The 14234-nt window shown below is 73.7% G+C and carries 8 protein-coding genes; all 8 read left to right on the forward strand.

The genetic code is table 11. The features are described from left to right. Positions 1 to 42 precede the first annotated feature (42 nt). The 8 genes from AB0G15_RS09015 (at position 43) to AB0G15_RS09050 (ending at position 14201) form a co-directional block, all read left to right on the forward strand. Positions 43 to 2706, forward strand: coding sequence for a TcpE family conjugal transfer membrane protein (locus AB0G15_RS09015; protein ID WP_362836859.1), 2664 nt, complete (start codon positions 43 to 45; stop codon positions 2704 to 2706). A 355-nt stretch (positions 2707 to 3061) separates the two neighbouring features. Further along, positions 3062 to 5554: an ATP-binding protein gene (locus tag AB0G15_RS09020; protein ID WP_362836861.1), complete on the forward strand. Its 2493-nt coding sequence runs from the start codon at positions 3062 to 3064 to the stop codon at positions 5552 to 5554. Between the two features lie 77 nt (positions 5555 to 5631). Continuing rightward, positions 5632 to 8067, forward strand: a complete 2436-nt coding sequence (locus AB0G15_RS09025; RefSeq protein WP_362836863.1) for a type IV secretion system protein — start codon at positions 5632 to 5634, stop codon at positions 8065 to 8067. Positions 8068 to 8069: 2 nt separating this feature from the next. Further along, a complete protein-coding gene (locus AB0G15_RS09030; protein WP_362836865.1) occupies positions 8070 to 8726 on the forward strand; it encodes a hypothetical protein in 657 nt (218 codons plus the stop codon). A gap of 163 nt (positions 8727 to 8889) precedes the next feature. Next, positions 8890 to 9987 (forward strand): bifunctional lytic transglycosylase/C40 family peptidase, encoded by a 1098-nt coding sequence (locus AB0G15_RS09035; RefSeq protein WP_362836867.1) that lies wholly within the window; start codon positions 8890 to 8892, stop codon positions 9985 to 9987. A 14-nt stretch (positions 9988 to 10001) separates the two neighbouring features. Further along, positions 10002 to 10415 carry a (deoxy)nucleoside triphosphate pyrophosphohydrolase gene (locus AB0G15_RS09040; RefSeq protein ID WP_362685190.1) on the forward strand — a complete coding sequence of 138 codons (414 nt, stop codon included), beginning with the start codon at positions 10002 to 10004 and terminating at the stop codon, positions 10413 to 10415. 128 nt (positions 10416 to 10543) lie between these two features. Then, positions 10544 to 12592: a hypothetical protein gene (locus AB0G15_RS09045; RefSeq protein WP_362836869.1), complete on the forward strand. Its 2049-nt coding sequence runs from the start codon at positions 10544 to 10546 to the stop codon at positions 12590 to 12592. Positions 12593 to 12710: 118 nt separating this feature from the next. After that, positions 12711 to 14201, forward strand: a complete 1491-nt coding sequence (locus AB0G15_RS09050; protein WP_362836871.1) for a hypothetical protein — start codon at positions 12711 to 12713, stop codon at positions 14199 to 14201. Positions 14202 to 14234 lie beyond the last annotated feature (33 nt).

A 14234-nucleotide genomic window follows, 5' to 3' on the forward strand; every position in this document is an offset into this window, starting at 1 on the left:
GGTTCGAACGGTCAAACAAGGAGAGGCGGAGAGGAGGATCACGTGGATCTGCCCACGTACACCAATATCTGGAGGATCGAGAAGCGGCTCTACAAGCTGTACGACCTACGGCTGCCGATGCCGCTCCCGATCGTCTGGATCGGTGGGTTCGTGGGAGTGCTGGCCCCGTGGTCGCTGCTTCTCTACCTGCTCGGCCTGCCCTTCGCCGCCCCCTGGCACGTGCTCTACCTGGTGCCGCCCGGTGTCGTCACCTGGCTCTCCACCCGGCCGGTGATCGAGAGCAAGAGGCTCACCGAGCTGCTCCAGTCGCAGGCCCGCTACGTGGGGGAGCCGCGCACCTGGTGCCGGATGGCCCCTCTCTCCGAGCCCGCCGAGGTCACGCTGAGCGGCCGGATCTGGCGGGCCGCGCCGCAGCACGCGGCCGTACGGGTCAAGGCGTCGCGCAAGGCCAGGCACGCCCAGTCCAAGCGCGCCGCCGCCCGCTCGCGCGAGGTGCGTCCCGCCGTGGCCGCCGCTGCGGCGGCGGCCGCCACCGCTCCGGTGGCCCGCGAGCGCGTCGCCTGGGCCGAAGTCCACGCCCCCCGCCAGGGCACCGCCCCGGCTCTCGGCCGGCCCTCCGCCGTCGAGGCGCCTCGGGCCGTCGAGGCGCCCCCGGTCACCGTCCCCGCCGTCCTCCCGATGCCTCCCGCGCCTTTCGCGCCTTCCGTGCCGCGCGCGCCCCTGCCCGTCGTGTCGTCCCTCTCGGTGCCCGTCGAGGCCCCCGCCTCCGATCTCGCCGAGCCCGGGGCCGCCTCCGAGGTTCCCGCCTCCGAGGACTCCGAAGCCTCCGCGTCCGGCTCCGAAGCCTCCGCGCCCGGCTCCAAGGTCGCCGCGTCCACCGAGGACGCCGGGTCCGTGCCCGGTACGCCGGTCGTGGGCTCGGTCTCGCATCCGTCCGCCGGTCCCTCCACCGGACGGTCCGGGGGGCGGCAGGACCGTGTTCCGGCGGCCGGATCCGCCGCGGGGCAGGCGGGCGATTCGAGGGACGAGGCCCCGGCGGCGTCCGGCGCGACCGCGGCTCCGGCCGCTCCCATCGGCACCGAGGCGCTGCGGCGCCTGCGCAGGCTCGCGGCCTCCGCCGAGGCCCAGCGCGCCGCCACCGCCCCGGCCGTGGCGAACACGCCTTCCGTGCCGACCCCGCCGGCCGCGCCCCCCGAGGTGATCGCGCCCGCCGTGCCCTCCACGCCCGCCGCGCCTTCCGAGACCGCCGCGCCTTCCGAGACCGTCACCTCCACCTCGAAGCCTTCCGTCCGGCAGCGGTCGGAGGCCCCGGCCGTGCCGCCGCCCTCGATTCCCGAGCCGCCTCGGGTGGAGACGCCCGCCCCGGCCCGTGAGGTGCCCGCCGAGCGGCCGGCCGTCGTGCCCGGCCCCGCGGAGAAGCCCTCCGCCCCGGGCGTTCCGTCCTTCGTGCCGAGGTTCGTCGGACCGGCGCCGATCGGGCACCGCGCCACGGAGGCGGCCGGGCTCCCGCAGGACAGGCAGGACGAGGAGAGCGCGCGGCGCCAGCACCGCAAGGGGCAGCCCGCGCCGATCGGGCGACCGGCCGGCACCTCGCAGGCGTGGCCGCCGGAGAGGAACGCGGGCGCGCAGGGAGGGCCCGGCGCCCCGGCGGGTACCGGCGCCCAGGGAAGCGGCGTGTCGATCCGCGCGGTCCCTTCTGGATCGGCCACGGCGGATCCGGTCGCCCCCGCGGTGCCGGTGACCGGTTCCGAGCGCGGCGAGGCCGAGACCAGGGTCCGCCGGGTGGAGTCGGTGGTCGGCCGGGACTCCTCGGGCGGCTGGCGGCGGCTCGCCCAGGTGGTGATCGGACCCGGCGGCGGTGGCCGTACGGACGGCTCGGAGATCGACGAGGCGCGGGCCAGGGCGGTGTTCAGCGGCAGCCGCCGGGTGGTGGTCCTGGGATGCACCGGCGGTGCCGGGCAGACCACGACCGCGCTCATGCTCGGCCACACCCTCGCCCGTTACCGGGAGGACCGGGTTCTCGCGGTCGACGCCAGCACCGGCTCCCACGCCCTGTCCGGCAGGATCCAGGGCGAGTCGCCCGAGACCCTGAGCTCCCTGCTCTCCGGGCTCGACAACGTCCAGGGATACCTCGGCATGCGCGCCTACACCAGCCGCTGCGCCTCGGGGCTGGAGGTCCTCGCCGGAGACAGCGACGCCGGTGCCGAGCAGCGCCTGTCGGACCGCACGCTCTTCTCCGACCGGCGGCTCGGCCAGGCGATGGACATGCTCGACCGGCACTACAAGACGATCGTCGTGGACCCGGCGGCCGCCCTGGCCGCGCGGGTCCTCCCCTACGCCGATCAGCTCGTCCTCGTCGTCCCGGCCAGCGAGGACGGGCCGGACGCGGTGGCCATGACCTACGAGTGGCTCGACGGGCACGGCTGCGCCGACCTGCGCCACCGGGCGGTCATGGTCGTCAACGGGGTGAGCCGCCGCAGCATGGCCGACGTGGAGCAGGCCGAGGCGGTCGCGCGGGGCAGGTGCCGGGCGATCGTCCGGGTTCCCTGGGAGGACGCGCTGGCCCCGGGCAGGGCCGATCGGGTGGAACCGTCCCACCTGAGGGCACCGGGCCGCCGGGCGTACCTCGCCCTGGCCGGTGTCGTCGTGGCGGGCTTCGGAACGGTTCAGGCGGGTCGACCCAGCGAGGAGGAACTAGCCCAGTGATCCCCCGGGCGCGAGGAGATGTGGTGAACGGGCGAGACGAGGTCCAGGTGGTGAGCGGGCAGGCCGGCGTACGGGCGAGCGGGTTGGGCCGGGCGCGGGTGAACGGGTCGTACGAGGTTCGTACGACCGGGCCGGGCCTGGCCGGACCGGAGCGGGCCGGTACGGGCCGCCTCGGCGGGGTTCGCCAGGGTGGGCCGGGCGAGGTGAGGGCGAGCGGGTGCGACGGGATCCGGGCCGGCGAGGGGTCCGGAGGCCACGAAAACCGCGGAGGCCACGAAAGCCACGGAGTCCGCGGAGGCCGTGAGGGCCGTGAAGGCCGCGGAGGCGGGACCGCGCGCGCGGTGGGGGAGGGGCTGTGAGCCGCGCCTCCCGGACGCGCAGCCGCCTGGCCGTCCGATACTTCGACGATCGGATCCTGCTGACCGACTCGTCGGTCTGGGCCTACTTCAGGCTTCCCACCGTGAGCTACGAGTTCATCACCCCCGAGGAGCGGGAGGCGCTGGCCACCAACATCACGATCGCGCTGGCCGCCATCCGCATGCCCGACGCCGAGGTCCACCTGCGCGTGGCGCACCGCACCTACCCCGCCGCCGAGTGGGCGATGGCGCTGAACGCCACCTCCGACGAGGGGCCGGGCTGGCGCGACTACCTGGAGGACATGTACCGCCACGTCTGGGCCAAGGACTTCTGGACCAAGGAGGTCTACCTCGGCGTGCGGCTCGGCACGCGCGGGCGGCAGCTGGGCACCGGGGTCCTCTCACAGCTCTTCGGCTTCTACCAGCGCAGCGAGAAGGCCCTGGGCATCGAGGACGACCACGTCCCCAAGGCCGAGATCGCCAAATGGTCCGAGCAGGCGGAGCGGCTGGGCAGGGCGCTGTCCGCCAGCGCGCTGTACGCCAGGCACGCCACCTCCGTCGAGCTCGCCTGGCTCTTCCAGCACGCCACGACCGGGTCCCTCGGCGACCCTCCGGCCTCGGCGAGCCCCAAGCGCCGGTGGGGGCAGGGAGAGATCGAGTCCCTCGTCGAGGGGCAGATCCACAACGGCAGGGCGCTGCTGCGCATCGAGCAGCCGCAGGGCGACTCCTACGTGGCGCACATGTCCTTCGCCCGTTTCCCCGACCTCATGCCCTTCCCCGACGGCGAGCCGTGGATGCACTTCGCCGACCAGTTGCCCTTCCCCGTGGAGATCAGTTCGAGGATGCGGCTGATCCCGCCGGTCAAGGCGAGCAAGGACGTGGCGCGCAAGCTCGCCCACGCCCGCGACATGGACATCCACATCCGGGAGGCGGGCGCGGAGGCGCCGCTGGCCCTTGCCGAGCAGATCGACGCGGCCCGGATGCTGGAGCACGGCATCACCAAGGAGCGCCTGCCGTTCGTGTACGGCTGGCACCGCCTGATCGTGTCGGCCCCGACCGAGGAGATCTGCGTGCAGCGGGTCGAGGCGGTCGTGGAGCACTACCGCGACATGGGCATCGACATCGTCAACTCCACCGGCGACCAGTTCTCGCTGTTCTGCGAGACGCTGCCGGGAGAGCGGGTCCGGGTCAACGCCTACGCGCAGCGGCAGCCGCTGCGCACCATCGCGGGCGGCATGGCCACCGCCACCGTCGACCTGGGCGACCGGGTGGACGAGAGCGCCTCGGGCTGGATGGGCCCGTACGTCGGGGAGACCCTGGGCCGGGCCCGCAGCATCGTGCACTTCGACCCGCTGGTGGCGGCGACACGCAACCGGCCGACGGCCATCGCCATCACCGGCGAGCCCGGCGGCGGCAAGACCACGCTGGCGCTGCTGATGATCTACCAGATGGCGCTGCGCGGGGTGACGGTCGCGGTCATCGACCCCAAGGGCGACGCCGAATCGCTGGTGCAGCTGCTGAAGAAGCGGGGCAGGAAGGCGCGGATCATCCCCCTGGGCTCGGCGGCTCCCGGCCTGCTGGACCCGTTCTCGTTCGGCGACGACCTGGCGGCCAAGAAGACGATGGCCACCGAGACCCTGCGTCTGCTGCTGCCTCGCATGTCGGAGGAGCGCGAGTCGGCGATGATCCAGGCGGTCGCCGCGGTGTCCAACGCCGAGGACCCGTCGCTGGGCAAGGTCGTCGACTTCCTGGAGCGGACCGAGGACGCCGCCTCCAAGAACCTGGGCGCGGTGCTCCGCTCCATGTCGGACATGCATCTGGCCAGGCTCTGCTTCGACCCCTCGGGCGGCGACCAGATCGACACCGAGGGCTGGACCACGGTCTTCACCCTGGGCGGCCTGACGCTGCCCGACGCCTCCACCGGCCGCGACGACTACTCGTACGAACAGAGGCTGTCGGTGGCGCTGCTCTACCTCGTCGCGCAGTTCGCGCGGGGTCTGATGAACGGCCTGGACCGGCGGACGCCCAAGGCGATCTTCCTGGACGAGGCGTGGGCGATCACCTCCACTCCCGAGGGCGCCAAGCTGGTGCCCGAGGTCAGCCGGATGGGCCGCTCCCGCAACACGGCGCTGGTCCTGGTCTCGCAGAACGCCGGAGACCTGCTGAGCGAGCAGGTGACCAACTGCCTGTCGTCGGTCTTCGCGTTCCGCTCCACCGAACGGGTCGAGGTGGAGCACGTGATGGCGCTCCTCGGGGTCGAACCGTCCGAGGAGCACAAGGCGGTGCTGCGCTCGCTCGGTAACGGCGAATGCGTCTTCCGGGATCTGGACGGTCGCGCGGGCCGTATCGGGGTGGACCTGATCTCGGATGAGCTGCTGCGCTGGCTGGACACGAATCCGACCCACGACAAACCCGACGAGAAAGTGCATGATCTTCCTGGGGGCGACAGAGTCGGTAGGCCGGGGGCTGCGGCGCTGGAGGTGCGGTCATGAAAGGCTCCCGCAAGGGGCTTGAGGGCTCTCGTGAGAGACGGTCCCTCAAGGGGCCGAAAGGTCTTCGCGGGCTTGGCGTGCCCGGTGGGCCTCGCGAGGCGACGGGCTCCCGCAGAGGGGGTTCCCGCAGGGGACGGCTGGGCAGGCGGATCGCCATCGGGCTGGTGGCGCTGGCCGCCTTCCTCGCGCTGCCGCTGGTGTTCCCCGCCGGCACGTCCACGGCCGTCGCCGCGGCTCCCTGCGACATGTCTCCCGACCTGTCCCCGGACATGGTCGCCGGAGGCGTCGACGGCCTGATCCAGCCGCCGCTTCCCGACGCCGCCCAGCCGGGCGCCCCGGCGGCGCAGGCCCCGGCGGTCCAGGGCAACTACGCGACGTACGGCATGAGCGGCCAGTTCTGGCACACCCACCTGCTCGGCTGCGACGACATCGCGGCGGTGATGGGCAACGCGATGGCCAACACGGTCTTCCTGTGGGCCAAGGCGCTGGACCGGCTGACCATCACGACCTACCAGGCGGCGGCCACCGAGGGCCCGCTGGAATCGATCAAGAACGTCGTCGACGACATGGTGGTCCGCCTGGCCGACGCCATGTACTGGCCGTACCTGCGGCCGCTGGTGATCCTCGGCGCCATCTGGCTGGCCTGGTACGGGCTGATCCGCAAGCGCGCCACCACCACCGCCGAGGGCGTCATCTGGATGGTCCTCGCGGTCACCGTGGCGGTCTGGTTCTTCAGCCGCCCCGGCGACCTCACGGGGCTGGGCAAGGTCGTCACCGACAAGACGGGCGAGGTGGTCAACTCCGCCTTCTCCGGGCTCCCCGGCGCGGGCGGGACCTCCTGCCTGCCGGCCAAGGGCGACACCAACCCGCAGGTCAAGAGCGGCGGGTACGGCCAGAGCGGCGTGCCCGGCGTCGAGCAGAACTCCGACGCCCTCTGGTCCACCCTGGTCTGCAAGCCGTGGCTGATGGGCCAGTTCGGCACGGCCGACGCCGACGCCCCCATCGTCAAGGTGTTCGGCGCGAAACTGCTGGAGATCCAGACGATCGACGCGGCCGAGATGAAGGCCGAGCAGATGCCGGAGGCGAACTCCCACCAGGCACGATATGAGACCGAGGTCGCCGACAAGCTGCAGAACACGCCGGTCTTCCCCCTTTTCCAGGGCAAGGACTGGACGAGCCGCCTGGGGGTGGCGATCGGCGCCCTCATGGCCGCGGTGGTCGCGGGACTGCTGATCTTCCTGGTGGCGGTCTCGCTGCTGGTCCTCAAGGTCGGCTTCCTGCTGCTGCTGATCCTCGCGCCGGTCTTCCTGCTGATCGGCGTCCATCCGGGATCCGGGCGGATCATCGCCATGCGCTGGGTGGAGATGCTGATAGGCACCCTGCTCAGACAGGCCGTGCTCGCCCTCGTCCTCGGCGTGCTCGTGTACGGCTACGCCCTGATCATCTCCACGGCGATGCCGTGGGGCATGCAGGTCATGTTCATGGCGATCCTGACGATCGCGGTGTTCTTCTACCGGCGGCCGTTCCAGCACCTGTTCTCGTCCATGGACGGGCACACGCTCACCACCCGGATGCTCGGCGACGCGGCGACCGCGCCGACCCTGCAGCGGGCCGCGTCCGTACTGCCGCCGGTCGCGGCGGCCAGGGCGGGCCGGTGGGGCATGCGCAAGGCCGAGCCGATGCTGCAGGCGGCCGCGATGGCCGGCGGGGCCTCCGTCGGCGCGGCGGCCGCCGCCTCGGTCGCCCAGGGCAGGGTCCGCGGCGAGGACGGCGGTGCCACGCCGGCCACGCCGTCGGGCACTCGGGTCCCGGCGGGCGCGCAACCGGCTCCGCTCGACACCGACTCCCAGGCTGCCGGGCGGCGCAGGGGCACCGGCAGGCCGGTCACCGCGGCCCGCCCCGGCGCGGCGCCGCCGCTCAACCTCTCCGGAGCCGGTACGGGAGGCGGCGCGCCCCCCACCAGGTCCGGAGGCTCCTCCGGGCGCGGGCCGGGCGGGTCGAGCGGCTCGGGCGGGTCGAGCGGCTGGTTCGGCGGCCGTTCCGGCGGCTGGGCCCCGCAGGGAGGCTCGGGCGGCCGGTCCTCCTCGGGCGGCGGGTCATCCTCGGCGGGCAGGTCGTCCGGTGCGCCGGCGGTCAGGCCCTCGGCGCCCCCGGCGGGCAGGTCCTCGGGTTCCTCCGGCTCCTCGGGGGGCGGCCGCTCGGGCACGAGCATCTTCGGCGGCGGCTCCTCCCGGGGCTCCTCGGGTTCCGGCTCCTCGCGGGGCGGCTCCGGCTCGGGATCGCGTAACGGCGGCGGGTCCTCGCGTGGCTCCTCGGGCTCCGGCGGCTCCGGCGGGAGCATCTTCGGCAGCGGTGGCTCCTCGCGGAGCGCCGGTGGTCCGCGGAACCGGGACTCCGCAGGCAGGTCGTCCGAGGCGCCGCCGCTCTGGATCACCAGGCGGGCGGAGCGCGGCGGGGAGGCCGGTGAGCCGCCGCCGTTCTGGCTGCGCCCGTCCAACCGCGACAAGGACTGACAATGATCGAGGGAGGCAGCCGGCGGGGAGCCGTCTTCGCGGTGCTGGTCGTGATACTCGCCGCGGTCGGCATCTACGTGACCATGTGGTCGGACACCGGAGAGAGCCCGGAGACCCGGGCGGAGCCGGCGGGCGTCACCCGCACGGTTGCGTCGGGCCGGGAGCCGGCGCGCCCGGCGGCGACGGCCAGCAACGCGCCCTTCGACGTCTACTCCTACCTGCCGATGACCAAGCAGGAACTGGCCGCGGCCGCCGACTACGCGCAGCGGTTCACCGCCGAGTACGGCACCTTCAGCTACGACGAGGACCCGGCGGTCTACGGCGACCGTCTCAAGGGGTACGTCACGGCGGAGTTCTCGGGGGCGCTGCTGCGGACCGTCACCTCGCCGGGCACCGTCGAGGCGAACAAGGCCGACGAGATCGTCTCCGTCGGGACGGCACGCGTGAAGGGCATCCGGCAGATCGACAGCGCCTCGGTGGTCTTCGTGGTCGTCGGCACCCAGAACGTCACGGCCAGAAGCGGGGTGAACGAGAGGACCGCGGAGTACGCCGTCACGCTCATCCAGGTCGGCGCCGAATGGCGGGTCCACGATCTCCAGCCCGCCGACTCCGGCCAGGAGGGGGACGACCAGCCCTTCGAGACCGGCGCGACCGGATGACCGGCGGGTCCGCGTACCGGCGCGGCGGGGTCACGTATGGGCGCGGCGGGGTCGCGTACGGGCGAGAGCGGATGCGCGGCGGGGTCGCGTACCGGCATGGCGGGGTTGCATACGGGCGCGGCGGGGTCGCGTACGGGCATGGCGGGACGGGCGGCGAGGTCGCATGAGGGACGGCAAACACCTCCGGCTCGCGCTGATCCTCGGAGTCGCCGCGCTCTGCCTGGTCACGCTGATCATGGCACCGATGATGATGATCAGCGGTTTCCCGTCCTTCCCGTCGGTCACCGGGGAGACGCAACCCGACTGCGGGGAGGACGCGCGGGCGGCGGAGGACCTGTCGGAGACCGCGACGTCCGACATCCCCGAGGAGTATCTGAAGCTGTACCGCGAGCACGGCCGGAAGGTCGGCGTGCAGTGGAACGTGCTCGCCGGCGTCGGCAAGCGCGAGACCAACCACGGCCGCTCCACGCTCCCCGGCGTGCGGAGCGGCACCAACTACGCGGGCGCCGCCGGGCCGATGCAGTTTCTCATCAGCACGTGGGGCGGCAAGGCCAAGATCAAGATCCCGTCCACGTTCAACGGCTACGCCTCCGACGGCGACGGAGACGGCTGGGCCGACGTGTACAACCCGGCGGACGCCATCCTAGGCGCGGCGAAGATGCTGAAGCGGAACGGCGCGCCGGAGGACGTGCGGCGTTCGCTGTTCGTCTACAACCGCGCCTGGTGGTACGTCGACCAGGTCATGGAGATCGCCGGGAAGTACGCCAAGGACGGCGAGGTCACGACCCCGCCCGAGGCGGACGAGAGCTGCGACGAGCCCATGCTGCAGGCGGCGCCGACGAGCACGGTGGCCGCGATCCTCGAGTACGCGCTGGCCCAGCGGGGCAAGCCCTACATCTGGGGCGGCACGGGCCCGGCCGGCTACGACTGCTCGGGGATCATCTACATGGCCTACCGGAGCGTCGGCCTGACCATCCCGCGTACCACGTTCGGCCAGTGGCCGTTCGGCATAGAGGTTCCCGAGGGGGAGGAGCAGGCCGGGGACCTCGTCTTCTTCAACTCCGGGCCAGGAACCGGCCCAGACCGTCCCGGGCACGTGGGAATGGTGGTCTCTCCGGGCAAGATGGTCGAGGCGAGATGCCGGTTGTGCGGGCCGATCAAGGTCACCACCTACCGGGAACGCACCGGGATCGTGGGATTCACCCGGCCGTTGCAACATCCTCAGATCCTCGCGCAGCTGAAGGCGCGGGAGCAGGGCTGACAGAATCGGGAGCCATGGAAAAGGTCGTTGTGGGCGCCGCGATCGTCGACGGTGACGGAAAACTGCTCGCCGCCCAGCGTGCCGACCCTCCCGAGCTGGCCGGAGGGTGGGAGCTTCCCGGGGGGAAGGTCGATCCCGGCGAGGACGAGCACACGGCACTGGTCAGGGAGTGCCAGGAGGAGCTCGGCGTGCTGATCGAGGTGGGCGAGCGCGTCGGCGGCGACTGGGAGCTCGCCGGCGGCTACGTCCTCCGGGTCTGGCTCGCGGTGGTCGCCGAGGGTAAGCCCGAGGCGAGGGAGCACCTGGATCTGCGCTGGCTGGGCGCGGACGAACTTTACGAGGTGGCGTGGCTCCCCGCGGACCTTCCAATCGTCCGGGCGGTACAAGGTCGTCTCAACGATGGGCAAGGTCGGTTCAATAAGGATTGATCGACTCCGCAACGTGACATAACTGCTACTGGACGTGGCGATGTCGCGTGTCCGTACCCGGGGAACGGAGATATGCGGTGACCGTATGGTGGCGTGGTGCTGGGTTAGTGTCCGCTGTTGGAGCGGGGGTGCTCATCCTCGGATCCTCGGGGGTGTACGCCGTCCAGATGGACGGGCCGGGCGCGCCGCCCCTCGACCTGGCCGCCGCCGCCGACACCGGCACGTGGGCGCCGGGAAGCCGCGCCGACCAGGCGATCCGCTTCCGCATCCGCCTGCAGGGACCGGGCTCCGACGCGCGGCTGGCGGTCCTGACGACCCCCGCCGAGGCGCTCGCGGGCATCGAGTGCCCTGAGGAGACCAGGTCCTCGGCACCCGTACCCAAGGGGGCGGGGGTGTGCGTGATCGGCGCCCTGCCCGCCCGGGGTGGTTCCGTCGACGTGCTGCTCGCCGTGCCGCGGCGCCCGCAGGACGTCACGGTGACCGCCCTGGCCCGGATGAGCGGGCCCGACGGCAAGCCGGTGACGCAGCGGGCCCAGAGCACGATCAAGAGCTCGGACGCGGCGATGCGGCCGGGCGGTGGGGTCGTCGCGGGGCCGGAGACGCTGGAGCACGCCCGCGCCGCGAGAGAGGACAGGTCCGCGGGCGCCCGCGGCATCGGGGCGCCAGGTGCCGCCAGCATGGTCCTCAGGGTTCCCCGGACGGCCGGGGAGGCCGAGGGCGCTCCCCTGGCCGCACCGGACACCCCGCGGGCCGCAGAGGCCGCAGAGGCACTGAGGGCCGAGCAGCGCACGTCGGCGTTCCTGCTCGATCTTCTCGGAAAGTCGTTCGTTCCCCCGGCCGCGGGGCCGGGCGCGGCGGGTACGGGGGCGAACGGCACCGCCGCGCTCCCGGGCCCGGCGGCCTCCACGCTTCCCGCCGGGCCGGGAGCGTCGCCGGGGGCCGGCGCGCCGGTGAGCCCGCGGGCGGGCGCGCTCCCCGGGGACGCGGGAGCGACGGGAGGCCCGGCGGCCTCCGACGAGACGCGGGTCACCGCACCGGGCGGACGGCAGGAGGCCGGATCCCCCGCGGCTCCCGCCCCCGTCCGGGTCCCGGGGGCGGCCGCCGCTCCCGGTCGTCCCGCGGGTCCGGTCACCCCTGGTCTTCCGCCGGAGGGAACGCGGCTTCCGGACGGCACCGTGGCCCCGGGCGTCACGCCCGAGGCCGGTACCGGAGTGCCGGGTCAGGGGCAGGCCGCCGTACCGCCGGAGGGAGTGCCCGCCGCTCCCACGCTTCAGGGACAGAACGGCAGGCACCACTCGGCCGTGGGCTCCCAGACGGGTCGCAAGGCGGCCGGGCGGAAGGCGCGCGGGCAACGGCACGCGGCCGGCCGGTCCGGTGCGCGCGGGCAGGGAGCGGGCCGGTCGGCCCTCCGGCACGCGGGTCCCGGCCAGCCGGGCCTCGGTCAGCCGGGCCTCGGTCAGCCGGGCATCGGCCAGCCGGGAATCGGCCTGCCGATGACCGGCCCGCCCGGGGGACCGCAGACAGGGCCTGGCCTCCAGACGCTCGGCCCGGTCCCCCCGGGGGGCGGTCAGAAGATCGCCGGCCGTCCCGGAGCGCGCCGGCCGGTGGTCGGGCCGATGGTTCCCGGCTATCCGGGGGTCGGCCCGCAGCCCGCCATGCCGGGACAGGGCATGGGCCGGCCGATGATGCCGGGCTATCCGGGGGTCGGGCAGCCGGGCATGGGACAGCCCGGCGTGCCGCCGCAGGGGGCGGGCGGGCCGATGGGCGGGCCCCTGCCCCCCGGCCACCCGGGAGCGGGTCAGCAGCCGGGCGGACCGCAGATGCCGGGAGCGCAGGGAGCGCCGGGAGCGCAGGGGCCCATGATGCCGCCGGTCTCGATGGGAATGGCGGGGGCGGGCCAGATGCCCGGCCTCGTGAACGGTCTCCAGCTGCCGCAGGCGGGTCCCTTCCCCGCCGCGCAGGTGCCCCTTTCGCAGGACCCGCGCCCGCAGGGCGCACCCCTCCCGCAGGACGTCGACGGCCCGAGCGACCAGGTTCAGCCGGTCGCCGAGTCAAGCCCGCTGCTGACAGGGGTCCGGGGTCTCCCGGCGGTGGGAGCGGCGGTGGGAGCGCTGCTCGGTCTCCTGTGGCTGCAGAGGAGGATCCAGCGCCGCCGCCGGTCGCGACACGTTTTGTAAAACGCGGTTTACTGTTACTTTTGCCCAACTAGTATTTACTTTGACGTGTTCATGGTTGATTTCGCGGAGGGCACCGGTGACGCGAGCACGGCACAGGGCAGCTGTCTCCGCCGTTGTGATGTCCGTGGGACTCAGCGGCGCCGTCCTGCTCGCCCTGGCGCCGCTCGCCGGATCCTCCGCGGCCGGCGCGACCGTCAGGGTGATGAGCGTCAACCCGGACCCGTCGCAGATCGAGGGCTGTGACGTCGATCCGGCCGGACCCTGCGAGGAGCCCACGCCGATCGTCACCGTCACGGTCACCGAGGATCCCGAGGGCGGCGTCCCCGAGGAGACCGCGGTACCGCAGAAGACCGTGACCACCACGATCACCGTCCCGGCGTCGCCGAAGCCCCCCAAGCCTCCCAAGACGTCCTCGGCTCCGCCGCCGCCTCCGCAGGAGACGGCCGTGCAGCCGCCGCCGGTCCAGAACACCATGCCTCCGGTGACTCCGCCCGCCGAGACCGCTTCGCCGGAGGACAACGACCCCCAGTTCCCGCCGACCAGCCCCGAGCCGACCCCGCTTCCCACCGCCTCGCCCACGCCGTCCGACACCGCGACGCTCGACGAGAGCGCCGCGGGCACCTCCGTGTACGAGATCCGCAACGCGGGTTCGGAGTTCGACGGGGCCACGCTGAGCCGCCAGCTCGGCATCCCGGCGCTGATCCTGGTGCTGCTGGTGCTGTTCGCCGTCCTGATCTTCGAGGGCAGGCTGCGCCGCCTGGCGCACGCCGCGGCCATCCGCCGGGCCGGTCCGCGCGGGATGGGCCGCGACCCGATGGATCCGATGGCCTACCCCGGCGGCCCCGGCTACGGTCCCGGCCCCTACCAGGGCGGCACGGCCTACGCGCCGATCATCAGCTTCGTGCCCATGCAGATGTACGCCCCGGTCTATCCGGAGGGCTACACCCCCGAGCGGTACCCCCACGGGTACGACCAGACGACGGCGTACCTGCCCGCGCCCGGTTACGAGCAGCAGCCGCTCGCCGGCCACGGTGACCCGTACGACCCGCAGACCGGTCACGTGCAGCCGGGGAGGCCCGCGCCGGCGTCCTACGGCCCGACGGCCCAGGACGGCTCACCGGCCGCCTTCCAGAGCACCTCGCGGTTCGACTCCGGCGAGGGGCGCCTCCCGCAGGGGGCGCCGGAGTTCCCCGGGGCGCCGTTCCCGCAGGAGCCCGCCCGGGGCGATCTGGCAGCAGACGGTCCGCGAGACGACTTCCGGCCGTTCGGCACCGATCCCGGTCCCGCTCCCGTTCCCCAGGACGTCTCCGGTCAGGGTCCCTCAACGGGCCGGCCCCTCTCCGGCGGTCCCCAGGACGGCTTCACGCCGTCCGGCGGGGAACCGCAGGGCGACCGGAGCGGGCCGGAGCGTCCCGCGGGGGAGAGGGCCAAGCCCTTCGGGCCCGAGCCGCAGGGCGGTCCCGCCCAGGGCCCCGCTGAGACGGGTCCCGGCGACCGGCCCGCCGGGGACGAGCGGCCTCCCGCCGAGCCGGCCCCGACGGCGGTCTATCCGCTCCCCGGCCAGGACACCGGCAAGAAGAAGCGCGGCCTCTTCCGCCGTTCCACCTGACCCCGGACGATCCTGACCGTCCGGGGAGGGATC

The organism is Streptosporangium sp. NPDC023825, from assembly GCF_040639575.1.
Lineage (GTDB): Bacteria > Actinomycetota > Actinomycetes > Streptosporangiales > Streptosporangiaceae > Streptosporangium.